General features: G+C 71.4%; 30 protein-coding genes and 1 riboswitch. Of the genes, 6 read left to right on the top strand and 24 right to left on the bottom strand.

Going from position 1 to position 26072, the window contains the following annotated elements; all coding sequences use genetic code 11:
- A partial coding sequence (locus ACIA5G_RS33045; RefSeq protein WP_395930348.1) for an SAV_2336 N-terminal domain-related protein occupies window positions 1-1358 on the bottom strand: 1358 nt, incomplete at its 3' end.
- Window positions 1355-2509 (bottom strand): NAD-dependent epimerase/dehydratase family protein, encoded by a 1155-nt coding sequence (locus ACIA5G_RS33040; RefSeq protein ID WP_395930316.1) that lies wholly within the window; start codon window positions 2507-2509, stop codon window positions 1355-1357. The genes ACIA5G_RS33045 and ACIA5G_RS33040, both read right to left, overlap by 4 nt.
- A 178-nt stretch (window positions 2510-2687) precedes the next feature.
- Here ACIA5G_RS33040 and ACIA5G_RS33035 point away from each other — a divergent pair, with 178 nt between their 5' ends.
- Window positions 2688-3185 (top strand): GtrA family protein, encoded by a 498-nt coding sequence (locus ACIA5G_RS33035; protein WP_395930314.1) that lies wholly within the window; start codon window positions 2688-2690, stop codon window positions 3183-3185.
- On the opposite strand, the gene ACIA5G_RS33030 is transcribed toward ACIA5G_RS33035, so the two are convergent.
- From ACIA5G_RS33030 to ACIA5G_RS33015, 4 genes are all read right to left on the bottom strand, one after another.
- Window positions 3115-5289, bottom strand: coding sequence for a glycosyltransferase family 2 protein (locus tag ACIA5G_RS33030; RefSeq protein WP_395930312.1), 2175 nt, complete (start codon window positions 5287-5289; stop codon window positions 3115-3117). The genes ACIA5G_RS33035 and ACIA5G_RS33030 overlap by 71 nt on opposite strands.
- Entirely contained in the window at window positions 5286-6233 is a 948-nt protein-coding gene (locus tag ACIA5G_RS33025) for an NAD-dependent epimerase/dehydratase family protein (protein ID WP_395930310.1), read from the bottom strand. Before ACIA5G_RS33025 ends, ACIA5G_RS33030 begins: the two co-directional genes overlap by 4 nt.
- Before the next feature lie 83 nt (window positions 6234-6316).
- Window positions 6317-9196 carry an aminomethyl-transferring glycine dehydrogenase gene (gene gcvP, locus ACIA5G_RS33020; RefSeq protein WP_395930346.1) on the bottom strand — a complete coding sequence of 960 codons (2880 nt, stop codon included), beginning with the start codon at window positions 9194-9196 and terminating at the stop codon, window positions 6317-6319.
- 286 nt (window positions 9197-9482) lie between these two features.
- Window positions 9483-9581, bottom strand: a riboswitch (glycine riboswitch).
- A 42-nt stretch (window positions 9582-9623) separates the two neighbouring features.
- A complete protein-coding gene (locus tag ACIA5G_RS33015) occupies window positions 9624-10202 on the bottom strand; it encodes a MerR family transcriptional regulator (protein WP_395930308.1) in 579 nt (192 codons plus the stop codon).
- Window positions 10203-10480: 278 nt separating this feature from the next.
- Here ACIA5G_RS33015 and ACIA5G_RS33010 point away from each other — a divergent pair, with 278 nt between their 5' ends.
- A complete protein-coding gene (locus tag ACIA5G_RS33010) occupies window positions 10481-11113 on the top strand; it encodes a TetR/AcrR family transcriptional regulator (RefSeq protein ID WP_395930306.1) in 633 nt (210 codons plus the stop codon).
- Here ACIA5G_RS33010 and trxA read toward each other — a convergent pair.
- The 9 genes from trxA to ACIA5G_RS32965 all read right to left on the bottom strand — a co-directional run bounded on the left by trxA (window position 11110) and on the right by ACIA5G_RS32965 (window position 15840).
- Entirely contained in the window at window positions 11110-11439 is a 330-nt protein-coding gene (gene trxA / locus ACIA5G_RS33005; protein WP_395930304.1) for a thioredoxin, read from the bottom strand. The genes ACIA5G_RS33010 and trxA overlap by 4 nt on opposite strands.
- 11 nt (window positions 11440-11450) lie before the next feature.
- Window positions 11451-11846, bottom strand: coding sequence for a MerR family transcriptional regulator (locus ACIA5G_RS33000; RefSeq protein WP_395930302.1), 396 nt, complete (start codon window positions 11844-11846; stop codon window positions 11451-11453).
- Window positions 11847-11886: 40 nt separating this feature from the next.
- Window positions 11887-12360, bottom strand: coding sequence for a bifunctional nuclease family protein (locus ACIA5G_RS32995; RefSeq protein WP_009078856.1), 474 nt, complete (start codon window positions 12358-12360; stop codon window positions 11887-11889).
- Between the two features lie 216 nt (window positions 12361-12576).
- Window positions 12577-13323 carry a MerR family transcriptional regulator gene (locus ACIA5G_RS32990; RefSeq protein ID WP_395930299.1) on the bottom strand — a complete coding sequence of 249 codons (747 nt, stop codon included), beginning with the start codon at window positions 13321-13323 and terminating at the stop codon, window positions 12577-12579.
- Window positions 13320-13790: a glycogen accumulation regulator GarA gene (gene garA, locus ACIA5G_RS32985; RefSeq protein ID WP_284750621.1), complete on the bottom strand. Its 471-nt coding sequence runs from the start codon at window positions 13788-13790 to the stop codon at window positions 13320-13322. Before garA ends, ACIA5G_RS32990 begins: the two co-directional genes overlap by 4 nt.
- A gap of 137 nt (window positions 13791-13927) precedes the next feature.
- Entirely contained in the window at window positions 13928-14314 is a 387-nt protein-coding gene (gcvH, locus tag ACIA5G_RS32980) for a glycine cleavage system protein GcvH (protein WP_395930296.1), read from the bottom strand.
- A 100-nt stretch (window positions 14315-14414) separates the two neighbouring features.
- Entirely contained in the window at window positions 14415-15032 is a 618-nt protein-coding gene (locus tag ACIA5G_RS32975) for a CDP-alcohol phosphatidyltransferase family protein (protein ID WP_395930294.1), read from the bottom strand.
- A 13-nt stretch (window positions 15033-15045) separates the two neighbouring features.
- The gene (locus tag ACIA5G_RS32970) at window positions 15046-15270 is read right to left on the bottom strand and encodes a hypothetical protein (protein WP_395930292.1); all 225 of its coding nucleotides are present in this window, start codon (window positions 15268-15270) and stop codon (window positions 15046-15048) included.
- A 159-nt stretch (window positions 15271-15429) separates the two neighbouring features.
- Window positions 15430-15840 carry a hypothetical protein gene (locus ACIA5G_RS32965; protein ID WP_395930290.1) on the bottom strand — a complete coding sequence of 137 codons (411 nt, stop codon included), beginning with the start codon at window positions 15838-15840 and terminating at the stop codon, window positions 15430-15432.
- A 1-nt stretch (window position 15841) separates the two neighbouring features.
- On the opposite strand from ACIA5G_RS32965, the gene ACIA5G_RS32960 reads away from it, so the two are divergent.
- Window positions 15842-16096 (top strand): hypothetical protein, encoded by a 255-nt coding sequence (locus ACIA5G_RS32960; RefSeq protein WP_395930288.1) that lies wholly within the window; start codon window positions 15842-15844, stop codon window positions 16094-16096.
- Between the two features lie 29 nt (window positions 16097-16125).
- Window positions 16126-16524 (top strand): hypothetical protein, encoded by a 399-nt coding sequence (locus ACIA5G_RS32955; RefSeq protein WP_395930286.1) that lies wholly within the window; start codon window positions 16126-16128, stop codon window positions 16522-16524.
- 108 nt (window positions 16525-16632) lie between these two features.
- Here the strand turns inward: ACIA5G_RS32955 and ACIA5G_RS32950 are convergent, their stop codons facing one another.
- Together ACIA5G_RS32950 and ACIA5G_RS32945 are read right to left on the bottom strand one after the other, a co-directional pair.
- Complete coding sequence (locus ACIA5G_RS32950; protein WP_395930284.1) at window positions 16633-18342, bottom strand: AMP-binding protein; 1710 nt, start codon at window positions 18340-18342, stop codon at window positions 16633-16635.
- Between the two features lie 22 nt (window positions 18343-18364).
- Window positions 18365-19207: a crotonase/enoyl-CoA hydratase family protein gene (locus tag ACIA5G_RS32945; RefSeq protein WP_395930282.1), complete on the bottom strand. Its 843-nt coding sequence runs from the start codon at window positions 19205-19207 to the stop codon at window positions 18365-18367.
- Between the two features lie 137 nt (window positions 19208-19344).
- Here ACIA5G_RS32945 and ACIA5G_RS32940 point away from each other — a divergent pair, with 137 nt between their 5' ends.
- The gene (locus ACIA5G_RS32940; RefSeq protein WP_395930280.1) at window positions 19345-20226 is read left to right on the top strand and encodes an alpha/beta fold hydrolase; all 882 of its coding nucleotides are present in this window, start codon (window positions 19345-19347) and stop codon (window positions 20224-20226) included.
- Between the two features lie 28 nt (window positions 20227-20254).
- Window positions 20255-20866: a hypothetical protein gene (locus ACIA5G_RS32935; protein WP_395930278.1), complete on the top strand. Its 612-nt coding sequence runs from the start codon at window positions 20255-20257 to the stop codon at window positions 20864-20866.
- On the opposite strand, the gene cobA is transcribed toward ACIA5G_RS32935, so the two are convergent.
- From cobA to rpmB, 7 genes are all read right to left on the bottom strand, one after another.
- The gene (gene cobA / locus ACIA5G_RS32930) at window positions 20778-22004 is read right to left on the bottom strand and encodes a uroporphyrinogen-III C-methyltransferase (RefSeq protein ID WP_395930276.1); all 1227 of its coding nucleotides are present in this window, start codon (window positions 22002-22004) and stop codon (window positions 20778-20780) included. The genes ACIA5G_RS32935 and cobA overlap by 89 nt on opposite strands.
- Window positions 22005-22051: 47 nt before the next feature.
- Window positions 22052-23935 (bottom strand): hypothetical protein, encoded by a 1884-nt coding sequence (locus ACIA5G_RS32925; RefSeq protein ID WP_395930274.1) that lies wholly within the window; start codon window positions 23933-23935, stop codon window positions 22052-22054.
- A complete protein-coding gene (locus ACIA5G_RS32920) occupies window positions 23932-24993 on the bottom strand; it encodes an ATP-binding protein (RefSeq protein WP_395930272.1) in 1062 nt (353 codons plus the stop codon). The genes ACIA5G_RS32925 and ACIA5G_RS32920 overlap by 4 nt, the downstream gene beginning before the upstream one ends.
- Window positions 24994-25083: 90 nt before the next feature.
- Window positions 25084-25329: a 30S ribosomal protein S18 gene (rpsR, locus tag ACIA5G_RS32915; protein ID WP_395930270.1), complete on the bottom strand. Its 246-nt coding sequence runs from the start codon at window positions 25327-25329 to the stop codon at window positions 25084-25086.
- A gap of 5 nt (window positions 25330-25334) precedes the next feature.
- Window positions 25335-25640 carry a 30S ribosomal protein S14 gene (gene rpsN, locus ACIA5G_RS32910; protein WP_395930268.1) on the bottom strand — a complete coding sequence of 102 codons (306 nt, stop codon included), beginning with the start codon at window positions 25638-25640 and terminating at the stop codon, window positions 25335-25337.
- Complete coding sequence (gene rpmG / locus ACIA5G_RS32905) at window positions 25640-25807, bottom strand: 50S ribosomal protein L33 (RefSeq protein WP_395930267.1); 168 nt, start codon at window positions 25805-25807, stop codon at window positions 25640-25642. The genes rpsN and rpmG overlap by 1 nt, the downstream gene beginning before the upstream one ends.
- A complete protein-coding gene (rpmB, locus tag ACIA5G_RS32900; RefSeq protein WP_395930266.1) occupies window positions 25807-26043 on the bottom strand; it encodes a 50S ribosomal protein L28 in 237 nt (78 codons plus the stop codon). The genes rpmG and rpmB overlap by 1 nt, the downstream gene beginning before the upstream one ends.
- Window positions 26044-26072 lie beyond the last annotated feature (29 nt).

Genomic DNA, 26072 nt, shown 5'->3' with positions numbered 1-26072 from the left:
GTCGTCTCGTCCTCGGTCAGCTGCCGCTCCACGGCCGCGAGAAGGGACTCGCGGCCGGTGAAGTTGGGATTCTTGGGCGGTACGTTGCCCATGATCCTCGGCTGGCCCGAACGGACGACGCGTGCTTCCGGCGGTTTGACTTCCATCTCCTCGCGAGCCCTCCGGGCGGTGTTGTCAGCTGGTGCCGAGGTGTCAGCTGCTGGGGGTGTCGTGGGCGGCACGGGTCCTCCTGGTGAAACGACGCTGTCCGGTGGCAGCTTTGCCCAATTCGCGGCGTTTTTCATCGGTTCCGCACCGATCTCACCCGGCCGGGCAGACGGGCCGCCCGACGAGCCCATCAGGCGGGTGGCCACCCTGGCGGCCCGGCCGGCGTACGGGCCCGCCAGCGCTCGCAGGACGGCCAGTTCGATCCGGAGCCAGGGGCGGGCCCCGGGCTCCGCACCGGGGAGGGCGGTGCGCACCGGGTCGTGGAGGGCCGCGCGGAGCCGCGCGCCGTGGCCCTGCCCCGTACGCAGCTCCGCCAGCAGGCCCACGGTGCGCGCGAGTTGGGTCCTGGTGCTGGTGGCGAGCAGCGCTTCGCGTACGTCGTCGGCGAAGTCCGGGCCGCCCTCGGCGCCGGTGTCCCAGTCGATCAGCCCGCCCATCATGACCTCGGCGAGGTGCTCGGGCCCGGCGTCCGGCAGGGCCAGGTCGCGCAGCTCGTCGATGACGGCGAAGTCCATCGGGGCGAGGGCCAGCAGCACGGCGAGCTGCCGGGCCAACGGGCTGGCCAGCGAGCGGAACCTGCGTACGGCGGCGGCCGCCGCCCGGGGACCGTCGACGACGGGGGTGCGCAGTCCGGGGGCGGAGGCCCCCTTGGCCATCGCACCCGCCAGGACGACCGGCAGCGTTCGCCGCACCCCGCGTTCGCCGGTCACCAGGTCGGCCCAGGCGCGGAAGGACCCGGCGCGCACGCTGAGCACCGGTACGGGCACGGTGTCGTCGTCCGGTTCGGGCAGCGGCCGGACGGGGTCGTGCGCGCCGAGCGGCGGGCGGAAGCGGAACCGTCGGTTCGGCGCGCCGAAGCCTCCGGCGTCCAGTTGGGCGCGGAAGGGGAACAGCGAGGAGCGGTGGCGCAGATAGGGCGGCAGGAGGTGGACGAGCGCGGTGGGCCCGCCGGATGCGAGCCGTTCCAGTAACCGGTCGGCCCCGTGGCCCGCCCAGCCGTGGGCGAGCCCGTCCGTGATGACGAGGAAGAGCCGTGAGCTGCGGCCGTCGAGTAGTTCGGCGGGGTCGCCGTCGCGGGCGCCCGGCCCCCCCCCCGCCCGGTGGGCCGCCCCCCCCGGGCCGGGGCCCCCCCCACGGTCCCGCGCCGTCAGCTCTTGAGCGCGCCCCGCCAGCGCACGGTCGGGCGCAGCTTGTCCGGGTTCACCCGGTGCTTGTTCGCGCCGACGATGTCGAACATCGACTCGATCAGCGTGTCCGAGAGCAGGTGCGGCGCCAGCCCCAGCCCGACCAGCCCGGTGTGCTTCACGTTGTAGTAGTGCTCCAGCGCCTCGGTGCGCGGGTTCTCCAGCTGCTCGATCTGCACCGGGCCGGGGAACCGCTCGGCGACGAGGTCGGCGATGGCGGCCACCGACATGCTCTCGGTCATCTGGTTGAAGACGCGGAACTCCCCCGCCTCGGCCGGGTTCTCGACGGCGAGCCGGATGCACTCCACGGTGTCGCGGATGTCGATCAGGCCGCGGGTCTGCGCGCCCTTGCCGTACACGGTCAGCGGCTGGCCGAGGACCGCCTGGATGACGAACCGGTTCAGCACGGTGCCGAACACCGCGTCGTAGTCGAACCGGGTGGCCAGCCGCGGGTCCAGCGCGGTCTGCGGCGTCTGCTGGCCGTACACGATGCCCTGATTGAGATCCGTCGCCCGCAGTCCCCAGGCGCGGCACGTGAATTCGATGTTGTGCGAATCGTGGACCTTGGTCAGGTGGTAGAAGGAGCCGGGACGCTTCGGGAACAGCACGCGGTCCTTGCGCCCGTTGTGCTCGAGGTCCAGCCAGCCTTCTTCGATGTCGACGTTCGGCGTGCCGTATTCGCCCATCGTGCCCAGTTTGACCAGGTGGATCGCCGGGTCGATCTCCGCGATCGCGTACAGCAGGTTCAGGTTCCCGACGACATTGTTGTGCTGGGTGTACACCGCGTGCTCGCGGTCGATCATGGAGTACGGCGCCGACCGCTGCTCGGCATAGTGGACGATCGAATCGGGCCGGAAGTCGCGTACCGCCTCGAACAGGAACTCCGCGTCCAGCAGGTCGCCTTCGTAGCTGGTGATCGCCGCCCCGGAGACCTCGTGCCACGCGGCGATCCGGTCGGCCAGGGATTCGATCGGGACGAGGCTTTCGACACCGAGTTCGGCGTCGTAGCCGCGGCGGGCGAAATTGTCGAGAACGGCTACCTCGTGGCCTTTGTCCGATAAGTGCAACGCGGTCGGCCAACCCAGATATCCGTCACCGCCGAGAACCAGCACCCGCATTGTGCCGCCTTTCCTGCTCGTTTACGTACAAGCATGCTGATCCCGCGAACGAGCAGAGGCTTGCAAGAACCCGACGTTATCGATCACGTGCTGATGAGGACCTGGCAAACAGCTGTGAATCTCCTATGCGTAGGGGACCCGGACGGCGGCGCGGCGGGCCCGCGGGGAGGATGGGGGCATGACGACCGTAACCAACGGCGTGCGGCCCCGCACGACGGAGAAGACGCGCCGCCGCGGCTGGGCCCGCCTGGCGCGCGCCGCCGCGACGTCGGTCGCCGCCACGGTCCTCAGCCAGGTCGTCCTGCTCGCCGTCCTCGCCACCGGCGGGGCGGCGGCCCTGGCGAGCACGCTGGCCTGGGCGGCCGGCGCGGTGCTGAACTTCGTCGTCACCCGCCGCTGGGTGTGGGGCCGGACCGGGCGGCCGCGGGTCCGGCGCGAACTGCTGCCCTACCTGGTCGTGATCGGGCTCGGCGGGCTCGCGTCGATCGGCCTGACCACGCTGGCGGGCTCGCTGCTGACGCCGCTGAACCTGCCGCACTTCTGGTGGGTCGTGCTCGTCGACGGCGCGTACGTGGCCAGTTACGCGCTGGTGTTCGTCGTAAAGTTCACGCTGCTCGACCGGCTCGTGTTCGGCCGCGGCGCAGCACGTACCCCCGCCACCACGTCCCGGTCATGACGCGGGCGTAGTTGGCGCCGTAAACGACGCTGCCGCCCTTCTTGCTCTTGCCCGCCTTGCGCAGCCGCATGCTCATCGGCAGCTCGACGACCCGGGAGCCGCGCGCGGTCACACCGAGCAGCAGTTCCGACGACTGGTACTGCGGTTCGTTGAGCGGGACCGAGCACGCCAGGTCCGCCCGCATCGCGCGGAAGCCGAACGACGTGTCGGTGATCCGCCGCCCGGTCAGCACCGAGGCCAGCACCGCGAACACCCGCACCCCGAGCCAGCGGACGCGGCTGTCGGCCTCTTCGTGCCCCAGCCGCCGGGAGCCGGTGACGAAGTCCGCGGTGCCGTCGACGACCGGTCCGACCAGCGCTTCGAGCTCGCTGTTGTCGTACTGGCCGTCGGCGTCGGTCGTCACGACGTACTCGGCGCCGGCCAACGCCGCGAGGTGGTATCCGAGCCGCAGCGCGGCGCCCTGGCCGCGGTTGCGGGGTGCGACGCAGACGTACGCGCCGTGCTCCCGCGCGATCTCGGCCGTGTTGTCGGTGCCGCCGTCGACCACCACGACCACGTCGACCGGCATGCCGAGGCACTGGTCAGGCATCTTCTCCAGCACTTCGCCGATGCCGCCGGCTTCGTTGTAGGCCGCGATGACAACCGTCAACGGAGCGAGCTTCAGCTCCGGATGGCGGCCGCGGAAGTCGTCGAGCGCGCCGGTGTCGACGTTGTCGGGGAACGCGGCGAGGCGTTTCCGGCTGGCCGAGGTCAGCGTCGTGAAGCCGAGCGCCCCGGCCACCGGCAGCAGCACCAGGGCGGGGATCTGGTAGCGCCAGGAGAACTGGAACACCGCCGACGCGAAGAGCAGCACGAGTCCGCTGGACGCGGCGAGCAGCGCACCGGCCCGCGCCCGGTCGACCGGCTCCTTGCGGCGGAACACCGTCAGCAGTCCCAGCAGTGCGCCGATGCCGAGCACCGCGCCCGGGACGTAGCCGCCGCCCAGCTGGTAGTCACGCAGGATCTTCGCCAGAGGCTGGTCGACACTCGCGACCACACCGTCGTTCTGCTGCGTGACGAGGTCGATCAGCGACTGGTCGGCCCACTGCGGATAGGTCAGCTGGAACTGCCAGCGGTCCAGCGGGACGTCGGTGGGGTCCTGGGTGCGGGTCCACGCGAAGCTCTTCGAGAAGTCGTCCAGGACCGCGCCCGCGACGTCGAACGGCTGGGCCTTCAGCACCTCGATCGCGAACTCGTGGGCCAGCGCGGCCTTGTCCGCGCCGGGCGGCAGCGGGCCCGGCCAGGCGGGGTCGAGGTCGGCGTGGGTGTAGTTGTCCACCAGCCGCGTCTCGCGGGGTTCGGTCGGGCAGAACACCTGCAGCGTCGGGTCGAGGTGGAGGTTCGCGCAGTCGGCGACGGCGGCGGTCCGGCCGTAGAGCATGTTCCCGGACGGCCCGGTCAGGCCCCACTTGCCGGTCTGGTCGTGCACGCGCGCCGCGTAGGGCACGAGCACGACCAGCAGCCCCAGCAGCCCGACGCCGGCGCGACGCCAGCCCGCCCACTGCCGCCACGCTCCCCCGGCGACCACCAGGTGGACCAGCAGCGGCAGGGCCAGCGAGATCCCGATCAGCCGGGTCAGCACGGCGAACCCGACCAGCAGGCCCGCGGCCCCGGCGCGCTTCCAGCCCGGGGCGCCGCGGCCGAGCAGCAGCCACAGCAGGGCGAGCAGCACGGCCTCGAAGACGACCTCGGACATGATGTTCTGCTCGATCTGCAGCTGGTAGGCGTCGAGCAGCACCGGCGTCGCGGCGAGCGCGCCGACCCACGGGCGGCCACCGAGGCGCAGCACCAGCGCGTACACCCCGACGGCGATCAGGAGACCGCCGACGTGCTGCACGGCGGCCACCCAGGCGAGCCCGCCGACCGCCAGCAGCGGGCGCAGCACCAGGTCGTAGCCGATCGGGTCGAGCTGGTCGGCACGCAGGGCGTGAAGGTTGTCGAGGTAGCGGAACGAATCGATGTAGAGCAGGGCCGGCCGGTAGGCGAGCCAGGTCAGCACCCGCAGCACGATCGCGGGCACCAGCAGCAGGAGCAGCAGCCAGTGGCGGCGCAGGAACACCCTCACGGTGTCGCGTTTGGACGGTCGAGCCCGGAGAAGTACTTCCACGCCGTGGCCAGGCCGTCGATCAGCGACACCGTCGGCTCGTAGCCGATCGTCCCGGCGCTGGCCGAGACGTCGACGACCACCGCGGGCATCTCGCCCGCCGGGGCCTCGACGTGCTCGACGGGCAGCTCGGCGCCGGTGACCTCGCGCACGGCCTCGACCATCTCCAGCACGGACACCGAACGCCCGGCGCCGACGATCGCACGGCCGGAGTGGCCGCTGTCGAGGGCCAGCAGGATCGCGCGGACGACGTCGTCGACGTGCACCAGGTCACGGCGCTGGCGGCCGTCACCGTAGATCTTGACCCCGGTGCCGGTGAGCGCGGCGCGCATCATCCGCGGCACAAAACTGTCCTTGTGGGACATTCCCGGGCCGTAGACATTGGTGAACCGCAACGCACACGTGGTCATGCCGTACGCGCCGGCGTACCCCGAGAGCAGCATTTCGCACGCCGCCTTGGTCGCGCCGTACGGGGTCAGCGGCCGCAGCGGCAGGTCCGGGGTGATGGTCTCGGTGCCGACGTTGCCGATCACCGCGTTGGTCGAAGCGAGCAGGAACTTCGGCACCTCCCGGCGCCGCGCGAGCTCCAGCAGCTCCTGGGTGACCACGACGTTGTCGGCGAAGGTCTGCTCGGGCAGTTCGACCGAGCGCAGCACCGACGTCAGCGCGGCGAGGTGCACGATGCCGGCGGTCTCCCGCGTCACGGCTTCCTCGCGGACGGCGGCCTCACCGAGCTCGCCGGTGACCACACGAACGCCGTCGAGCTCTTCGGGGAACGGCACCCGGTCGACGACGGTGACCGGAACACCCCGGTCGCGGAGGGCGCGCACGACGGCCCGGCCGATGAAGCCGCTGCCGCCGGTCACGACCACGGACGTCCGATCAGGACCGTGCGCACTCGCCATGGCGTCAACCTACCTCCCGTTCCTGTGCGGGTCCGGCCCGGCGTAGGTGTCCTTTCGGCCGCGCCCGCCCAGCCCGCACCGGCTCAGGCGAACGCCTCCGGCGGCGGGCACGAGCAGACCAGGTTCCGGTCACCCGCCGCGCCGTCGATCCGCCGGACCGGGGGCCAGATCTTCGGCGCGCCGGTGCCCGCCGGGAACACCGCGACCTCCCGGCTGTACGGCCGGTCCCACTCCCCCGTCACACAGCGCGCGGTGTGCGGGGCGTGCCGCAGCGGCGAATCCGCCAAGGGCCACTCACCCGCGGCGACCCGGTCGATCTCGCCGCGGATGGCGATCATCGCGTCGCAGAAGCGGTCCAGCTCGGCGAGGTCTTCACTCTCCGTCGGCTCCACCATGAGCGTGCCCGCGACCGGGAACGACATCGTCGGCGCGTGCAGGCCGTAGTCCGCCAGGCGCTTCGCGACGTCGTCGACCGTGACGCCGGTGGCCTTCGTCAGGGGCCGCAGGTCGAGGATGCACTCGTGCGCGACGAGCCCTTCGTGGCCCGCGTACAGCACCGGGTAGTGCTCCCCGAGGCGGCGAGCGATGTAGTTGGCGTTGGCCACCGCGACCAGGGTCGCCCGGCGCAGGCCGTCGGCGCCCATCATCCGGACGTACGCCCACGAGATCGGCAGGATCGACGCGCTGCCCCAGGGCGCCGCGCTGACCGGGCCGACGCCGGTGGCCGGACCCGCGGCCGGCTGCAGCGGGTGGTTCGGCAGGAACGGCGCCAGGTGCGCGCGGACGCCGATCGGGCCGACCCCCGGCCCGCCACCGCCGTGCGGGATGCAGAACGTCTTGTGCAGGTTGAGGTGTGAGACGTCGGCGCCGAAGCGGCCGTACTGGGCGACGCCGATCAGCGCGTTGAGGTTGGCGCCGTCGACGTACACCTGCCCGCCCGCGTTGTGCACCGCTTCGCACACCTCGCCGACGGTGTCTTCGTAGACCCCGTGCGTCGACGGGTAGGTGAGCATGATCGCCGCGAGGTCGGCGCGGTGGTCGTCCACAGTGGACTTGAGGTGCGCCAGGTCGATGTTGCCCCGCTCGTCGCACCGGACGACGACCACCCGCATGCCCGCCATCACCGCGCTCGCCGCGTTGGTGCCGTGCGCGCTGGCCGGGATCAGGCAGACGTCCCGCGCGTGCTCGCCGCGGGAGCGGTGGTAGGCCCGGATGGCCAGCAGGCCCGCGAACTCGCCCTGGCTGCCCGCGTTGGGCTGTAGGGAAACCGTGTCGTAGCCGGTGATCCGTGCGAGCCAGGCGCCCAGATCGGCCACCACGGTCAAGAGCCCGGCGGCGTCTTCGGCCGGCGCGAACGGGTGCAGCCCGGCGAACTCGGGCCAGGTGATCGGCTCCATCTCGGCGGTGGCGTTGAGCTTCATGGTGCACGAGCCGAGCGGGATCATGCTGCGGTCGAGCGCGACGTCCTTGTCCGCGAGCTGCCGCAGGTAGCGCAGCAACGCGGTTTCCGAGCGGTGCGCGTGGAACACCGGGTGGGTGAGGAACTCGCTGGTGCGGCGCAGCGGTGCCGGGAGCGCGTCCGCCGTGTCGGCGTCCAGGCCGTCCACATCGGACACGGAGACGCCGAACGCCTTCCACACGCACGAAAGCCGTTCCCGGGTCGTGGTCTCGTCACAGGCGATGCCGACGTGGTCGTCGTCGGTGTGGCGGAGGTTGACCCCCAGGTCGCGCGCCGCCGCGACGATCGCGGCCGCCCGGCCCGGCACCGCGGCGGTCACCGTGTCGAAGAACTCGCCGTGCACCACCTCGACGCCGCCCTCGGCGAGGCCGGCGGCCAGCACGGTCGCCATCCGGTGCGCACGCAGCGCGATCCCGCGCAGCCCCTCGGGCCCGTGGTGCACGGCGTACATCGACGCCATCACCGCCAGCAGGACCTGCGCGGTGCAGATGTTCGACGTCGCCTTCTCACGGCGGATGTGCTGCTCGCGCGTCTGCAGGGCGAGCCGGTACGCGGGTGCGCCATCGGCGTCCTTCGAGACGCCGACCAGCCGGCCCGGCAGCTGCCGCTCCAGGCCCCGGCGAACCGCCAGATACGCGGCGTGCGGGCCGCCGAAGCCCATCGGGACGCCGAACCGCTGGGTCGAGCCGATCGCGACGTCGGCACCCAGTTCACCGGGCGGGCGCAGCAAGGTCAGGGCGAGCGGGTCCGCGGCGACGATCACCGCCGCGCCGTGCTTCTTGGCGTCGGTGATGGTGAAGTCGAACTCGCGGACCGCGCCCGACGCGCCGGGATAGGACAGCAGGATCCCGAAGAAGTCCCCACCGAGCCCGAGCCCGGTCAGCCCCTGCGAAAGATCCTCGACGACCAGCTCGATGCCGAGCGGCTCGGCACGCGTCCGAAGCACGGCGAGGGTCTGCGGCAGGGTGTCCTCGTCGACGACGAACCGGTTCGACGCCGACTTGCCGGCGCGGCGGACCAGCGTCATCGCCTCGGCCGCCGCAGTGGCTTCGTCGAGCAGGGACGCGTTCGCGACGGGCAGCCCGGTCAGGTCCGCGACCATGGTCTGGAAGTTGAGCAGGGCTTCGAGCCGCCCTTGCGAGATCTCGGGCTGGTAGGGCGTGTACGCGGTGTACCAGGCCGGGTTCTCGAGCACGTTCCGCCGGATCACCGGCGGCGTCACGGTGTCGTGGTAACCGAGCCCGATCATCTGCGCCATCGGCCGGTTCCGCGCGGCCAGCGCCCGCAACTCGGCAAGCGCCTCGGCTTCATTGGCGGCGGACGGCAGCTCGAGCGGCTCCGCGGACGCGCGCAGCGACTCGGGAACCGCACGCTCGGAGAGCTCGTCGAGCGAAGCGACACCGACAACGTCGAGAATGTGGCGAAGTTCGTCCGGTCCGGGCCCGATGTGCCGCTCGGCGAAGGGAATGCCCTGCTCGAGCGAGGCGAGCGAGAGATCCACGATGGCCTCCTCCGAACGGCGGTGTCTCCACCCACCTAACCGGACGCGGGAACCAAAGGCGACCACCGCGGGGGTCCGGGGGCGGAGCCCCCGGGCGGGGTGTGGGGATCGCACCCCCACAAAACACCAGGAAGGCGAGAGCGAGCTCGCGAGCCCTGAGCCGAGCCGAACCTCCCCACTCTGTCCGTACCCCGAAGGGCGCCTGAGAGTTTCACCCGAGGTTGAGCCGGGCTTGCACCGTCGGCGGGGCCATCAGGCTGTGTCCTGACGACCCGCTTTCCAGAGGCGTCTCGTCCGCGCGGTCCTGGGTGCCTGAGAGGTTCCGGGGAGGACTTGCTCCTTCGGCGCCGAGCTCGGAGTGTGGCTCGGACTCTCCCGCGCGGATTCGTCGACCGCAGGGGAAACCTTACCCGGTTCCCCGCGGCGATGATCACCCGGTCCGGCGGGCGTTGCGGCGCTGGGTCAGTTCGTCCGGTCCGTGCTGCTCGACGATGCCGCCGTCGGCGCGTTCGGCCGGGAACTCGTGGATGGTGCCGCTGATTTCCTGCATCGCGCCGCTGACCGCGATGCCGAACACACCCTGGCCACCCTGGAGCAGGTCGACGATCTCTTCCGGCGACGTGCACTCGTAGACGGTGGTGCCGTCGGAGAACAGGGTGACCTTGGCGAGGTCGCGGACACCGCGGACCCGCAGGTGGTCGACCGCGACCCGGATGTTGTGCAGGGAGACCCCGGTGTCGAGCAGCCGCTTGACGACCTTGAGGACCAGGATGTCCTTGAACGAGTACAGCCGCTGCGAGCCGGAGCCGTGCGCGGTGCGGATGCTGGGTGCGACCAGCTTCGTCCGGGCCCAGTAGTCGAGCTGGCGGTAGGTGATCCCCGCGATCTGGCACGCGGCCGGGCCGCGGTAGCCCACCAGCTCGTCGGGCAGCGAGTCGTCGGGGAACAGCTCACCCTGCTCACCAGCCGCGACCTGAACAGGCTGCTTCTCGGAACCAGCCTCGACCACGCAAGCCTCCCCTCGCCCGACCGGACGGCCGGCGAATGACAGCCGGGGAGTCCCAGGAGCGGGACCCACCGGAGATCAACCGCCGCGGTCCGGCCCCAGACCGTGAATCACACCGTGGCGATTTACCTCCTTCGACGGTAAGCGCCCGGAGAACACCGGTCAACGCGACGCGCGGCAAGCCTCAACGGTCGGATGAGCCTTTGCGCCGTTCGCCGTACCCCGGAAGCGGCGGTTCAAACCTCCTGGACGGTTTTACTCAGCCGTGTTAATTTTAACTCATGCAAGTAAACACCGACCTCATGGCCGAGCTGGGCCTCAGTGTGACGGAGGCGGCGCGCCGCGCGCAGATCATCGGCGCGACCATCGGCGTCATCGCCGACCTCGGATACCGGAAGGCCACGTTCGCCAAGATCAAGGAACGCGCGGGGCTGAGCAGCACCCGGATGATCTCGTACCACTTCACGAACAAGGCCGGCCTGATGCAGGCCGTGCTGAGCACGGTGGTCGAGACGAAGAGCGAGTTCCTGAAGGAGCGCACCGGCGGCGGGGTGGACCCCGCGGACCGGGCCGGCTACCTGCGGGCGCACATCGAGACGTCGATCGCCTTCCTGCGCGCGTACCCGGAGTGCGTCCGGGTGCTGACGGAGATGGCCGCCAACGCCGACGACGCCGACAACTGGGTGATGACGAAGGTCCTGGTCGACGACATGCGCGTGCACGGCCTGGCCCGCCAGCTCAAGCAGGGCCAGGCCGAGGGCGCGTTCGGTGTCTTCACGCCCGAGGTGATGGCGATGTCGATCGCCCAGGCCGTCGACGGCGTGGCGGCGGCCTTCGCGGGCGATCCTTCGCTGGACCTCGAGCAGTACGGGCGGGAGGTCGCGGACACCTTCGTGAAGGCGACCGCGCCCTAGAGGGCCTGGTCGAGGCGTTCCTCGATCCGGGCCTTCGGGTAGGCGCCGACGATCGTCGTCACCGGTTCGCCGCCCGAGAAGAGGATCATCGTCGGCAGGGACATGACCTGGTACGAGCGGGTCGTCTCCGGGTTCTCGTCGGCGTTGACCTTCCGCACGGCGAGCTCCCCGGCTCGTTCGGCGGCCAGCTGGGCCAGCACCGGGCCGACCATCCGGCACGGCCCGCACCAGGTGGCCCAGAACTCGACCAGCACCGGGACGTCGCTGCCGAGGACCTCGGCGGCGAACGTCGCGTCGGTGACATCGGAAACGGCTACAGCGGTCATGACAGGCTCCTTCACGGGCGCGGGGCATCGGGGACGACACACGGATCGGGCGCCTGCCGGGCCAGCGCGCCGGCGAGCTTCGCGGCCAGCTCGGCACGGATCCCGCCGAGCCGGGCGAGGAGCGCGTCGGCTTCTTCGAGCTTGCGGCGGTAGACCTCGAGCGAGCTCGCGCAGGAGTCGCCGGTCTCGTGGCCGCTGCGCAGGCAGTCGACGAACGGCCGGGTCTCGTCGAGGGTCAGGCCGACCGTCTGCAGGGTCAGGATCTCCTTGACCAGCTGGAGGTCGTCCTCGGTGTATTCGCGGTAGCCGTTCGCCGAGCGCCCGGCCGCGATGAGGCCCTGGGCCTCGTAAAAACGCAGCGCACGGGTGGTGACACCCGTGCGCTGCGCAAGCTCTCCGATCCGCATACCCCGACGCTAGACGTTGACGTCCGCGTCAAGGCAAGTTTCAGGTGTCGGCTCCCCGGAAGTCTTCCGGTGACACGGAGTCGAGGAACTCGCGGAACTTCTCGACCTCGTCCTCCTGCTCGTCCGGGATGATCAGGCCCGCCTCCTCCAGCACCGCGTCCACGGCGTGGATGGGGACCCCGATCCGCAGGGCCAGCGCGACCGAGTCGCTCGGCCGGGCGGACACCCGGATGTCGCCGTCGAAGACGAGCTCCGCGAAGAACGTCCCCTCCTTCAGGTCGGTGATGACGACCTGCTCCAGCTCCCGGCCGAGCGCCCCGATGACCTCTTTCAGCAGGTCATGCGTGAGCGGGCGGGCGGGGCGGACGCCCTGCTGCTCCAAGGCGATGGCGGTGGCTTCGACCGAGCCGATCCAGATCGGCAGGTACCGTTCACCCTCGGTTTCCCGCAGCAACAAGATCGGCTGATTCGCGGGCAGCTCGACCCGCACACCGACGACGCGCATTTCGCTCATCGGGCTTCGCCTCCCTCTCGTGCACACGGGCTTCAGCGGTGGGAACGGCTTGCGCCGCCACTGCCGACGCTACCCGTCATCCGTGCGCTGTGCTCGCTGTCCGGACTCTCTCGGTTCGCCTGCCGCAAACCCTTGCTCTCACGGTACGGCATGAGGGTCCGAACATTCAGTCATTGACATGGGACCGCAAAGAGGATCTCACTGTCCCGTTACGCATCAACACCCGGAGACGCCGCGGATTCCCGCCTTGACGAGGAGCGTGTGCAGGGTCACGGACAGTGCCGCGAGCTCCCTGACCACCTCGTCGGCCCGCGCCTTGGCCTCCGGGTCACGGTGCCGATACACCGGCGTCACGATCTGCTCCAGCAGGCCGACTTCGCGGTCGGCCGCGGCGCGGAAGGCACGCAGGTGTCTCGGCTCGATACCGAATTCGGTCATCGCCTTCACCGTCCGCGCGACCAGCACCGCGTCCGGGTCGAAGAACCCCGCGGGACCGGGCCGGACCAGGCCGTACTGCTGCAGCTCGGCCAGCACGGCCGCGTTGATGCCGGCCTGCTCCAGGAGGTCCTCCTCGGTGAGGCGGAGCTCCTTGCCGGCGGCGAAGTCCTCCGCCACCGGCAGGCCGACGTTCTCGGCCGGCGCGTCGATCGGGACCAGCCGGCGCGGCGGGCGGGGCAGGGCCGCGACGGGCCCGGCACCCGAGTCCGCCGCGTCCAGCTGCTCCTTGATGACCTTCAACGGGAGGTAGTGGTCGCGCTGGGCGGCCAGGACGAACCTGAGGCGCTCCACGTCCGCCGCGGCGAACTGCCGGTACCCCGAAGCCGTGCGGCCCGGCTGGACCAGGCCTTCCGCTTCGAGGAACCGGATCTTGGAGATGGTGACATCGGGGAAATCCGAGCGCAGCTGCGCCAGTACGGCCCCGATGCTCAGCCCGTGGTTCTGTGGCCGCCCGGCCGCCGTCACTGCGCCCCCTGGCCCCCGTGCCCCGGGCCGGTCAGGAAGACCAGGCGGAACTTCCCGATCTGGACCTCGTCGCCGCCGGCGAGGACGGCCTGGTCGACCGGCTCCCGGTTGACGTAGGTGCCGTTGAGGCTGCCGACGTCGATGACGACGAACTCGCCGCCCTCACGCCGGAACTCGGCGTGCCGGCGGGAGACGGTGACGTCGTCCAGGAAGATGTCGCTGTCCGGGTGCCGCCCCGCGCTGGTGGTGTCGCGGTCGAGCAGGAACCGCGAACCCGCGTTGGGCCCGCGCTTCACGACCAGCAGCGCCGAACCCGCCGGCAGGGCGTCGACGCCCTGCACCGGTGCCTCCGCGGCGGGGGCGGACTCGTGGCCTTCGGCTTCGGCCAGGAAGTCGGCCCGGAAGACAGAGGTCCGCTCCGGAGACTGCTCCGGGGGAACGCCGCCGGGCCCGTCGTTCGTGCTCACCTGAGCTCTCCTCCACACATGCTGTGTTGCCTAGTACTCAAGAACGTGTAGCTGCCAACGTACCGTGCCTGATCGATTCTCCGAGCCCCGGCTCCCCGAACCGGCGCAGTGCCGGTCCGGCCGGCCCGGAGCCGGGTTCAGCCCTTGGTCAGCGCGTCGTACGCCTCGGCTTCGAGCAGGGCTTCCAGCTCCGCCGGATCGTCCAGCCGGATCTCGATCAGCCAGCCTTCGCCGTAGGGGTCGCTGTTGATCAGCTCCGGCGAGTCGGCGACCGCCGCGTTGACCGCGACGACCTCGCCGTCGACCGGCGCGAACAGCTCGGAGACGCTCTTGGTCGACTCGACCTCGCCGAAGACGTCACCCGCGCTGACCTGGCGGCCGACGTCGGGCAGGTCGACGAACACGACGTCACCCAGCTGGTCCTGCGCGTACTCGGTGATGCCGATCCGGACGAGGGTGTCCTCGCCGCGGGTGGCGACCCACTCGTGTTCCTCGGTGTAGCGAAGCTCTTCAGGAGCGGACACCGCCGGTCCCCTTTCATGCCCTCACTGGCGAAACGTGCTGGGCGAAGTCTTACACCCACACGGCCCAGCCGCCGGGCACTACCCGGGAAAAGCGTCGCGCTCAGTCGTCACCCGCGCCGCGCAGCGCGTTGCGCGCCTGCACGACGTAGAGCACGCCGGACCAGACGTAGAGGACACCACCCCAGATGGTGAAGGCGTAGCCGATCGGCCGGGCGACCGCGGCGACGTCCGAGCCACCCTGCGCGAGCAGCAGGAACGGGAAGGCGTACATCAGCACGAAGGTCGCGCCCTTGCCGATGTAGGTGACCTCCGGCGGCGCGAAACCGCGGCGGCGCAGCGTCAGCACGCACACGCCGAGCACGGCCTCGCGCAGCACGAGCGGCACCACGACCCACCACGGGATGATGCCGCGGACCAGGAACGCTACGAGCGTCGCGAGGATGTAGAGCCGGTCGGCGGCCGGGTCGAGCAGCTGCCCCAGCCGCGACATCTGGTTGAGCCAGCGGGCCAGCTTGCCGTCGAGCCAGTCGGTCAGGGCGCTGAACACCAGCAGGGCGAGCGCCCAGCCGTCCTCCTCCGGGCCGAGCAGCAGCCACAGGAACACCGGCACACCGGCCAGCCGGAGGATCGACAGCATGTTGGGGACGTTGAACGCCTGCCTCAGCAGGGACGGCTCGACGCTCGCCTGAGCGGCTGGTTCGGGGGCGGCTGTGCTCACACGGTCAGCGTAGTCAGCACGCGCGGCGGTGGCTCCAGCCGCGTCGCTGCAGTTCGGCGCTGCTCAGCGCCTCGGGACGGCCGCGGTAGTCGGTGCCCATCCAGCGGGCGCGGCCGGGGCGCGCCTCGAGGACGTACGGGCGCCCGCAGCACCAGACGACGCTGCTGGGAACGGTCGGCGGGCCGGCCGGGTCGTCGGTGCTACTGGCTTCGGGGCTGGTCACAGCTTCGGCGTTCATCGCTCTCACGGGGCTCGGGGCGGGTGTCGGGGACGGGGGAAGCTCTTCGGCCTCCACCAAGATCTTCGGCCCGCGGGGCCGGGATGTTAACCGGCGCGGCGGGAATTAGACCGATCGATTCTTGATGACAGCCTGAGGTTTCGGAGCGTGAACGGAATGTTAATCGTCCATTGTGGACGGTGAATCGGCAGCCACCGGGCCGGGCCGCCACCCGGCTGGAGTAATCTCCGGCACACCCGTGGGCGAGTCGGCCCACGGCGCCCGGGCCCGGTGGGCCAGAATGGCCCGACCAGCCAGCCGGGGAGGAAGGATCGCGGTGCCCCACCCGACCACCACGAGGACGTGGCGGCCGTTGCTCGCGGCCTGTCTCGCCGTGCCGGCCCTCGCGGCCTGCTCCGGCGAACCGGCCGCCCAGGCACCGCCGCCTTCGACGTCCGCCTCGCCTTCGGCACCCGCGACGACGTCGACGGGCACGCCTCCCCCGCCGCCCGCGACCGGCAGCTCGTCGGCGCCGGCCCCGGTGACGAAGCCGTCCGGGGCGCCGCCGTCGGTACCCGGCTCGTGCGGCACCGTGACCGCCGCCAGCGGGTTGACGCTGTACGTGTTCGACAGCGGCTCCGCCGGCGTCAGCTGCGTCGCGGCGACGAAGCTGGTCGGCGACTTCCACCGCAAGATCGCCGGCCGCCAGGGCGCCGGCTCGAACGACGCGGTGAACGAGACCGTCGACGGCTGGCTGTGCACGTCCGGGCCGCCCGCCGCGCAGGGCGGCACCACCTGCACCAAGGGCGAGCAGACGGTGTTCGCCGCCGTCGTGCCGTCCGAGTGAGATCCGTTCCGTCCGCTGCTGAAGGGCCCATGAAGACACTCGCGTATCCCCTGCTGCTCGTCGCCGCGACCGCCGCACTGGCCGGCTGCGGCGGCTCGGACCCGGCGCCCGCCGCGCCGTCCGGTTCCGCCTCCGTGCCGGCCGCGGCCGCCGCGGCGGAGTCCACCGCCCCCGGCGTCCCGTGCGGCGACGTCACCGGCACGGGCGGCACGAAGACGGCGGTCGTCGCGCACGGCCAGGTCGACTGCGCCGCGGCGACGAAGCTCCTGAAGGACTACTTCGCGAAGCTGACCCCGGCCGAGGCGAACTCCCCCGACGGTCCGGGCCCGGTCGTGCTCGACGAGTGGACGTGCGGCAGCGGCGCGAACGACCCGGTGACGGCGTGCTCGACGGAGGACGGCCGCCAGGTCGAGGGCACCCGCGCCTGAGCTGTCCCGGAGCGCCCCAATGTGGCCTTCGGTGCGTGAGACGCACCCAAGGCGGCCTTCGGTGCGTCGGACGCAACCAAGGCCGCCTTGGGGCGCTGAGACCCGGGCTCAGGACTTGAGGTCCGGGAAGTCCTCTTCGCGGTACTCCGTGCCTTCGCCGCGCTTCGGATCGTTCTCGCGGCCGCGCAGCTCGACGCGGCGGATCTTGCCCGAGATCGTCTTCGGCAGCTCCGCGAACTCGAGCCGCCGGATCCGCTTGTACGGCGCCAGGTGCTCGCGGCAGTACGCGAGGATCGACCGTGCCGTCGGGGCGTCCGGCGAGAAACCCGAAGCCAGCACGACGTACGCCTTCGGCACCGCGAGCCGGATCGGGTCGGGGGCCGGGACGACCGCCGCCTCCGCCACCGCTTCGTGCTCGATCAGCACGCTCTCCAGCTCGAACGGCGAGATCCGGTAGTCCGACGCCTTGAACACGTCGTCCGTGCGCCCGACGTAGGTGATGTAGCCGCGTTCGTCGAGCGAACCGACGTCGCCGGTGTGGTAGAAGCCGTTGGCGAAGGCCGCAGACGTGCGCTCGTCGTCATCCGCGTACCCGGTCATCAGGCCGACCGGGCGGTGCTGCAGGTCGAGGCAGATCTCGCCCTCCGGCGCCCGCTCGCCGCTGACCGGGTCGACCAGCGCCACCACGAAGCCGGGCAGCGGGCGGCCCATCGAGCCGGGCACGACGTCCTGGCCGGGCGTGTTCGCGATCTGGACGCTGCTCTCCGTCTGGCCGAAGCCGTCGCGGATGGTGACACCCCACGCCTTCTGCACCTGCTCGATCACCTCGGGGTTGAGCGGCTCCCCCGCGCCGACGACCTTCTTCGGCGGGACCCGAAGCGCGGTCAGGTCGGCCTGGATGAGCATCCGCCACACCGTCGGCGGCGCGCAGAAGCTGGTGATCCCGCACCGGTCCATCTGGGCCATCAGCGCGTTCGCGTCGAAGCGGCTGTAGTTGTAGAGGAACACCGTCGCTTCGGCGTTCCACGGCGCGAAGACGTTGCTCCACGCGTGTTTCGCCCACCCGGGCGAGGAGATGTTCAGGTGGACGTCACCCGGCTCCAGCCCGATCCAGTACATCGTGGACAGATGCCCGACCGGGTACGAGACCTGCGTGTGCTGCACCAGTTTCGGCTTCGCCGTCGTGCCCGAGGTGAAGTACAGCAGCAGCGGGTCGGCCGCCTTCGTCGGGCCGTCCGGGGTGAACTCCGGCGACTCGGCGAACGCGGTGGAGTACGACTGCCAGCCCTCGACCGGCTCGCCCACCGCGATGCGCGTGTAGTCACCGGCGATGTCGGCGAACTTCGGCGCGTCCACCGAGCGGACCACGACGTGCTTCGCCGCGCCGCGCTCCACGCGGTCGGTCAGGTCCGCCGGGCCGAGCAGGGTGGACGCCGGGATGATCACGGCGCCCAGCTTGATCGCCGCGAGGATGGTCTCCCACAGCTCACCCTGGTTGCCCAGCATGAGGATCAGCCGGTCACCGCGCCGGACGCCGAGGCCGCGCAGCCAGTTCGCCACCTGGTTGGACCGGCCGGACATCTCCGGGTAGGTCCAGCGGTTCTCGGTGCCGTCCTCCTCGACGATCCACAGCGCGTACCGCTCGGCGTTGTCCGGGTCGTGCGCGACGACGTCGAACCAGTCGATCGCCCAGTTGAAGTGGTCGAACTCCGGCCAGGCGAAATCCCGGTAGGCCGTGTCGTAGTCCTCCCGGTGGGTCTGCAGGTAGTCCCGCGCCACGCGGAACGCGTGGTGGACTTCCGAAGCGCCGTTGCTCACCCTGCTGCCTCCTCGGTCGTGTCTATTCGCCCTTGAACTCCGGCTTGCGGCGCTCCATGAACGCCTGGACCGCCTCGCCGAGGTCCTTGCTGGGCAGGAACGCCGAGTTCCACGCCGCGACGTACCGGAGGCCGTCGGCGACCTGGCGCTCGGTGTTCGTCGCCAGTACCTGCTTCGTACCCTGCACCACGAGCGGCGGGTTCGCAGCGATCGAGCCGGCGAGTTCGCGCGCGGCGGCCAGCAACGCCTCCTGGTCTTCGTAGACGTCGTTGACGAGCCCGATCTTCTCGGCGCGCGCGGCGGTGATGTCCTTGCCGGTCAGCGCGAGCTCACGCAGGTGCCCCTCACCGACGATCGAGGCGAGCCGCTGGAGGCTGCCGAGGTCGGCCACGATGGCGACACGCACCTCGCGGACGCTGAACTTGGCGTCGGCGCTGGCCAGGCGGATGTCCGCGGCCGCGACGACGTCGACCCCGCCGCCGATGCACCAGCCCGAAATCGCCGCGACGACCGGTTTGCGGCATTCCGCGATGGAGCTGACGGCCGCCTGGAGCGACCGGACCTGGTCGAGGAAGGCCGTCCGCGGGCCGGCGAGGCTGTCCCCGCCGAGCATCGGCGCCCAGTCGCCCATCATCGCCGGCAGGTCGAGGCCGTAGGAGAAATGGGACCCGCTGCCGGTCAGCACCACGGCCCTGACCTGCGGGTCGGCGTCCAGCGCGCGGAACACCAGCGGCAGCTCGCGCCAGAAGTCCGGGCCCATCGCGTTGCCCTTGGACGGGCCGAGCAGGGTCACTTCGGCCACGTGGCCGTCGACGTCGACCTTCAGGGAGACGAGGTCGGGCAGACTGTCAGCAGTAGCGGTCATGGGGCCATCTTGACCCATGCCCGCGACGACCCGCCATTGGCACCTTGTCAATTGAGACCAGCGCGTCACTGTGCCAACGGCGGCACGGGATGCTTTCCTGGAAGCAGGGTCTTACGACACGGGGAGGACGGTGGGACATGAGCCCGGCCAGCAGCAGCGCGACCGTGATCGAACCGGAGCCCGCGCCGGCGCCGGCGCGGCGCTCGTCCCGCCCGATCGAGCTCACCGGCTCGTTCGACCACGAGGGACACCGGCTCTGGTACACCGAGTTCGGCAGCGGCGACCGCGTCGTCGTGCTGACCCACGGCATCATGCTGACCCGCCGGATGCACGCCCCGCTGGCGCGCCGGCTGGCCCGCGCCGGGTTCCGGGTGGTCACGCTCGACCTGCTCGGCCACGGCGACTCGGACCGCCCGACGGAGTCGTGGCTCTACTCGATGCCGTCGTTCGCCGAGCAGACCCTCGCGCTGCTGGACCACCTCGAGGTTTCGTCCGCCGTGATCGGCGGGACGTCGCTGGGTGCGAACGTCTCGCTGGAAGTGGCGGTGTCGGCGCCCGAGCGGGCTCGCGGCCTGATCGTCGAGATGCCGGTGCTGGACAACGCGATCGTCGCCGGGCTGTTCACGTTCGCCCCGCTGCTGATGGCGGCCCGGTTCCTGCCGGTGACGGTGCAGGCGGTGGCGCTCGCGGCATCCCTGGTGCCGCACGGCAACCAGTGGGTCGACGTCGTCACGGACACGCTCTCGCAGCGCCCGGCCCCGATGGCGGCACTCCTGCACGGCGTCCTGTTCGGCCGCATCGCACCGCCGAAGTCGGTGCGCCGCAAGATCACGACCCGCTCGCTGGTGATCGGCCACCAGGGTGACCCGATCCACCCCTTCGGCGACGCGGACACGCTGGCGATCGACATGCCGGACGCGGAGTTCGTCCAGGCCCGCAGCCCGGTCGAGCTGAGGCTGGACCCGACCCGGCTGTCGGACGCGATCCGGGACTTCGCCGCGAGCTGCTACGAGGACTGAACGCGGCGTGACGTGAGATGCTTCGCCGGTGCCATTGGTGTGGGTGACCGGCAACTCGGGAGCCGGCAAGTCGGCGGTCTGCGCACTCCTGAAAAGCCGGGGCGAGCATGCGGTTGACGCCGACGGGGAGGGCTACAACCACTGGGTGGACCGGACGAGCGGACGGGTTGTCACCCATCCCCCTGATCCGGTGCCGGCGGGCTGGCTCGACCGCTTCGGGTGGCGAACCAGCCGCACGGCGGTCGAGGTCCTCGCGGCGAAGGCGCACGACAAGATCGTGTTCTTCTGCGGATCCACCGAGAACGACGGAGAGCTGCGGGACCTCTTCGACCTCGTGGTCTGCCTGGTGGTCGACAACACCACGCTCCGGGACCGCCTGCTGACCCGTACCTCGAACAGCTTCGGCAAGCACCCGGAGGAGCTGGCGGCGGCACTCGAAGCCAATGCCGGCGCCGAGTCCGCCTACCGACGGCTCGGCGCGACCATCGTCATCGACGGCCGCCTGCCGCTGCCCGACGTCGCCGATGCGATCCTCGCCGCCCGGCCGTCTCCTAAGAGGACTGAACCGGTGCGAGCCCGGCCACCGGGCCGATCACGATCACCGCGGGCGGCCGGACCCCCGACGCCGCCGCGTCCGTGACCACCGTGTCCAAAGTGGACCTCAGGGCCCGCTGGGTGCGCATCGTGCCGTCCTCGATGATCGCCACCGGGGTGTCGGCCGGGCGGCCGCCGTCCAGCAGCGCCTTCGCGAACTGCGGCAGGCGCTCGACGCCCATCATCAGCACGATCGTCCCGCGCATGCGGGCCAGCAGCTCCCAGTCGACCAGGGACCGGTCGTCGCCGGGCGCGACGTGGCCGGAGACCACCACCACCTCGTGCGCGACGCCGCGGTGGGTCACCGGGACGTCCGCCACCGCCGGGACCGCGAAGGCGCTGGTGATGCCCGGGACCATCGTCACCGGGACGCCCGCCTCGGCGCAGGCGAGCACCTCTTCGAAACCGCGGCCGAACAGGTACGGGTCGCCGCCCTTGAGGCGGACGACGAACTTGCCCTCCTTGGCCCGCTCGATCAGCGTGCTGTTGATGACGTCCTGGCTGGCCGCGCGGCCGTAGGGGATCTTGGCCGCGTCGACGATCTCGACCTCGGGCGCGAGCTCGTCGAGCAGCTCGCGGGGCGCCAGCCGGTCGACGACCACGACGTCCGCGCGCGACAGCAGCCGGCGGCCGCGGACGGTGATCAGCTCCGGGTCGCCCGGGCCGCCGCCGACCAGCGCGACACCGGGCAGGCTGCCCGCCGGGTGCGGCCGGCGGCCGTCCTCGATCGTGCCGTTGTGCAGGCCGTCGAGCATCGAGTCGCGCACCGCGGCCGAGCGCAGCGGCTCGCCGCCGGAGAGCACGCCGAACAGCAGGCCGCCGTGCCGGCCGGACGCCGGCGTCACCGCGGAACCCGACTCGCCTTCGTCGGCGCGGACGCAGAACACCCGCTCGCGCTCGGCTTCGGCGCAGATCGCGGCGTTCACCGCGGGGTCGTTCGTGCAGGCCAGCGCGTACCAAGCGTCGCGCAGGTCACCCTCGGTGTAGGGGCGTTCGTGCCAGACGAGCTCCCCCGCGTCCACCATCCCCTGCACCGACGGCGTCGTGTGCGGTGACACGAGTTCGACGCGGGCACCCGCGCTGATCAGCCGGGGCAGCCGCCGCTGGGCGACGGAACCACCGCCGAACATCACGACGCGGCGGCCCGTCAGCTGGAGGCCGGAGAGGTAGTGGGGGTCGTCCATGGGCGGGAGTTTATTGACGGTTCACCGGCGCGCCAGCCCAGCGTGCGTTACGCCACCCGGAACACCGGCCCGCGCGCCACGAACGGGAGCCGCGCCCCCCGCGGGACCAGGTACGCGTGCTCACGCCGCGGACGGACGTGGTCGCACTGGGCGTCCGTGATGATCAGGATCGGCCCGTCCGCCGGGAAGTCCGGTGCCCGCTGCAGCAGGTCGACGCCGGGCTGCAGGATCGTGCCGCCCCGGCCACGGACCTTCACCCTTCCCGCGATCTGCTCCACCGCGAGGTAGCCCGCGTCGTACGCGACCGCGTCGCAGAACACCACCCGGGCCGCGGGGACGTCGCGGGCCATCGCGTACGACGCGATCGCGCCCACCGCCTTGCCCAGCAGCTCCGCGTTCATCGAGCCGGACGTGTCGAGCACCACGCCGAAGGTGACACGCCGGTCCAGGCGCTCGGGGCGGACGCGGCCCGGGCGCGGGATGTCCGGCGTCGACGACTGGCGGCGGGACGCCCGCGCGTAGCTGCGCACCGGCAGCTCGGCGCGGACGTGCTCGTCGAACCAGCGGGCGAGCTGCGCGTCCCACGGCAGCGGCGGGTGGTCCAGGGCCCGGATCTCCTGCTCCAGCCCGGCCGGCAGCAGCCCGCGGCCCTGGTTGTGGTGGTAGGTCAGGCCCTGGGTGAGCGCGCGGCGGTAGAACTCGTCGAGGTCGACGCCCTGGACGCGGTCCGTCCACGGCATCGGCCGCGGCTCGGCGCGCCGCGACGACCGGCGCTGCGTCGCCTCGGGTTGCGAGAGCCAGTCGCCCAGCACGTCTCCCGCTTCGCGGCCGCCCAGGGTGTGCAGCTTGCGGCTGCGCCGGAGGTCGGTGGTCAGCGTGTCGTACACCGACTCGGCGGACAGGCCGGTGAGCTGCGGGTCGTGCAGCGAGCCCTCGGGCAGCTCGCCGACGGCCATCGTGACCAGCCAGCCGTTGATGACGTAGTCGCAGGCGACGTTCCACAGGTACGGGTCGCGGCCGAGCGCGCGGCGGTCGTGGCGCAGCGCGGCGTGCAGCATCTCGTGGGCGAGCACGAACCGCCATTCCTCGGCGGTCAGCGCCGCGTGCGGGTTGACGTAGATCTCGCCGTGCTCGGCGTCGACCGCGGCCAGGGTGATGTCCCAGGCCCGGACGACCTCGACGTCGGCGATCAGGGTGAAGCCGGCGGCCATCGCACCGAGCAGCGGGAACGACGAGACGAACCAGGCCAGCGCGCGGTCCCACTCCCCCAGCGCCCGCCGGTGGCGGGTCTGGCCGCGTGCGTCCGCGGCGCGTTCCATGGCCTCGGTGGCCGACACGATCAGGCCGCGGGCGAACCGCTCGGTCCACTTCTCCGGCTTGCCGTGGTACTGCAGCTGCCAGCGCGAAAGCGGCGGCCCGAGCCGCAGGCACGGCCGCGCGCCGCCGGTGCCGAGCGCCGCGAAGGGCGCGGGGACGCCGGTTTCGCGCCACGCGCGAGCCAGGGAAAGTTCGTCGCCGCCCGGCAGTTCCGGGAGCAGCACCGCGGGTTCGCCGACGTGGACCGCTTCGGCGAACCGGTGGACGGCCACGCAGCACGCCGTGCCGTAGGACGCGTCGATCTCCCGGCCGGGCGTGACGGCCTCGGCGTCGGCCAGCACCTCTTCGTCGAGGTGACCGAGGCCGAGGTGCAGCAGCAGGTGCGCGAAGACCCACGCCCATTCCGCGGGTTCGGCGTCGCGAGCGCGGTTCGCCGTGACCACCCCGCGGTCGCTGACGACGGCCCAGCTGCCGACGCCGGTCAGGCTCTCCTTGTCGAGGCTCGCGCCGCGCATCAGGTGGTCGAGGACGGTGTTCTCGCGGGCCAGCGCCCAGCCGGCGTCGATCGCCTTGGTCCGGCGTTCGCGGCGCTTGGCCTCCGCCTTGGCGTTCATGCGCGCGCCGCGACCAGCCGCGGCAGGTCGCGGGCCGCTTCGACCAGGAACCACGACGGCAGCCGCGGGTGGCCGGCTTCGTCGTCGGCGATGACCAGCTGCGCCATTTCCAGGGAGAGCTCGGCCAGCTCCACGAGCAGGCTCTTCGCCCGGAACGCGAACTGCCGGACGGCCGCCGACGCGTGCCGCTTGTCCGCGGGCAGGTCCTTGACCAGCCGCGCGCGGAACGTCTCGGCGAGGAAGTAGAGCAGGTCGCGATCGCCCGGCTCGGCGGGCCAGCGCGCGTCACCCTTGAGGATCGCCTCCAGGTCGAAGGCGTGCCGTGCCACCTTGAGGTACGCGCGGAACGCGCCCGCGTGCTGAGGCGTGAGCGTGGCGTACGCCAGCAGGGCGATGGTTTCGTCGCCGGCCGCTTCGCCGTAGGAGTGCAGCAGGTCCGAGAGCATGTGCCAGGACCGCGGGGTCGAGAACGGCTCCTCGGTCTTCGGCGGCGGGCTCCACAGGTGGTCCGGGCGCTGGGTCAGGTACTCGACCACCGACGGGTGGATGCCGTGCCCGGCGGCCCAGGTGAGCCAGTCGCCCGCCGCGGCCCGGAGGTGGACGTGCACCAGGCGGTTGACCAGCGCGGACGCCATCGGGCGGGCCAGCGCCTGGTCGGTGGCGCGGTTGCCGGCGCCGATCACGACCGAGCCGGGCGGCAGCTCGTACGAGCCGATGCGGCGGTCGAGGATGAGCGAGTAGAACGCCTTCTGGACGTCGGGCGCGGCGGCGTTCAGCTCGTCGAGGAACAGGCAGTAGGGCTCGTCGCGGGCGATCTGCTCCGGCGGGCAGAACCGGCTGCGGCCGTCGACGATCTGCGGTACACCGATCAGGTCCTCCGGCGCGAGCTGGGTGCCGAGCAACGACACGCACTCGAGGCCGAGCGAAGCGGCGAACTCCCTTACCAGGGAGGACTTCCCGATGCCGGGCGCGCCCCAGAGGAACACCGGCCGGACGACGGCGGTGTTCAGCAGGACTTCGGGCAGCTGGGCGGGCGTGACCGTGAGCTGGGCGTGCAAGCGTGGACTTCCTGAGTCAGGACATCCTCTTGCGACGCCCCCTTTCGTGAGCCCATCATCGCGCGCCCGCCCAGCGTGCGCACCCGAATTTCAGTTCGCGCGCCCCGATGCCGGGTACGGCAGCAGGGCCATTTCACGTGCGTTCTTGATCGCCGTGGCGACCTGTTTCTGTTGCTGCGGCGTCAATCCGGTGACGCGGCGGGCACGGATCTTGCCGCGGTCGGAGATGAACTTCCGCAGCAGGTCGACATCCTTCCAGTCGACTTCGGTGACCTTGTTGGCACGCAACAGGTTCACCTTGCGGCGGGCCGGACGGTCGCGGTTCGGCTTCGACATCCGGCTCACCAGCTCGACTTCGAGACGCCGGGCAGTTCGCCGTTGTGCGCGGCCTGGCGCATCTTCACCCGCGACAGTCCGAACTTCCGCAGGTACCCGCGCGGCCGTCCGTCGGCCGTGTCGCGGTTGCGGATCCGGGTCGGGCTCGCGTCGCGCGGCAGCTTCTGCAGCGCGACAACCGCTTCGCCCTTCTGCTCCGGCGACGAAGCGGGTGAAGCGATGACGGCCTTCAGCGCACGACGGCGTTCGACGTACCGCGCGGCGATCACCTTCCGCTGCTCGTTCTTCGCGATCTTCGACTTCTTCGCCATCAGCGCTCTTCCTTGAACTCGACGTGCTTGCGCGCGACCGGGTCGTACTTGCGCAGGACCATCCGGTCGGGGTTGTTCCGCCGGTTCTTCTTCGTGACGTAGGTGTAGCCGGTGCCCGCGGTGGACCGCAGCTTGATGATCGGCCGCACGTCGGTGCTCTTCGCCATTACAGCTTCACTCCCCTTGCTTTCAGTTCGGCGACCACGGATTCGATGCCGCGCTTGTCGATCGTCTTCATCCCCTTGGCGGAGACACGCAGGCGGACCCACCGGCCTTCGCTCGGCACGAAGTAGCGGCGGTTCAGCAGGTTCGGCTCCCACCGCCGGGACGTACGGCGGTGCGAGTGCGAGACCTGCTTGCCGTACCCCGGCTTGCGGCCGGTGACCTGGCACACGGCGGACACGGACCCTCCCGAGTTGATAGTGGTTATCG

The organism is Amycolatopsis sp. NPDC051758 (assembly GCF_044453095.1).
Lineage (GTDB): Bacteria > Actinomycetota > Actinomycetes > Mycobacteriales > Pseudonocardiaceae > Amycolatopsis.
This window is presented reverse-complemented; position numbering and strand designations above follow the sequence as displayed.

Bases quoted from the DNA above. Each gene is read 5' to 3' on its own strand.
- rpsN (WP_395930268.1), bottom strand. From the start codon at position 25,640: ATGGCGAAGAAGTCGAAGATCGCGAAGAACGAGCAGCGGAAGGTGATC.
- ACIA5G_RS33035 (WP_395930314.1), top strand. From the start codon at position 2,688: ATGACGACCGTAACCAACGGCGTGCGGCCCCGCACGACGGAGAAGACG.
- cobA (WP_395930276.1), bottom strand. From the start codon at position 22,004: ATGGACGACCCCCACTACCTCTCCGGCCTCCAGCTGACGGGCCGCCGC.
- ACIA5G_RS32970 (WP_395930292.1), bottom strand. From the start codon at position 15,270: ATGAACGCCGAAGCTGTGACCAGCCCCGAAGCCAGTAGCACCGACGAC.
- ACIA5G_RS33010 (WP_395930306.1), top strand. From the start codon at position 10,481: ATGCAAGTAAACACCGACCTCATGGCCGAGCTGGGCCTCAGTGTGACG.
- rpmG (WP_395930267.1), bottom strand. From the start codon at position 25,807: ATGGCGAAGAGCACCGACGTGCGGCCGATCATCAAGCTGCGGTCCACC.
- ACIA5G_RS33040 (WP_395930316.1), bottom strand. From the start codon at position 2,509: ATGCGGGTGCTGGTTCTCGGCGGTGACGGATATCTGGGTTGGCCGACC.
- trxA (WP_395930304.1), bottom strand. From the start codon at position 11,439: ATGACCGCTGTAGCCGTTTCCGATGTCACCGACGCGACGTTCGCCGCC.
- ACIA5G_RS32995 (WP_009078856.1), bottom strand. From the start codon at position 12,360: ATGAGCGAAATGCGCGTCGTCGGTGTGCGGGTCGAGCTGCCCGCGAAT.
- ACIA5G_RS33000 (WP_395930302.1), bottom strand. From the start codon at position 11,846: ATGCGGATCGGAGAGCTTGCGCAGCGCACGGGTGTCACCACCCGTGCG.
- rpsR (WP_395930270.1), bottom strand. From the start codon at position 25,329: ATGTCGAAGCCGAACCGCGACCGTCCGGCCCGCCGCAAGGTGAACCTG.
- ACIA5G_RS33025 (WP_395930310.1), bottom strand. From the start codon at position 6,233: ATGGCGAGTGCGCACGGTCCTGATCGGACGTCCGTGGTCGTGACCGGC.
- ACIA5G_RS32955 (WP_395930286.1), top strand. From the start codon at position 16,126: ATGAAGACACTCGCGTATCCCCTGCTGCTCGTCGCCGCGACCGCCGCA.
- ACIA5G_RS32925 (WP_395930274.1), bottom strand. From the start codon at position 23,935: ATGAACGCCAAGGCGGAGGCCAAGCGCCGCGAACGCCGGACCAAGGCG.
- ACIA5G_RS32945 (WP_395930282.1), bottom strand. From the start codon at position 19,207: ATGACCGCTACTGCTGACAGTCTGCCCGACCTCGTCTCCCTGAAGGTC.
- ACIA5G_RS32940 (WP_395930280.1), top strand. From the start codon at position 19,345: ATGAGCCCGGCCAGCAGCAGCGCGACCGTGATCGAACCGGAGCCCGCG.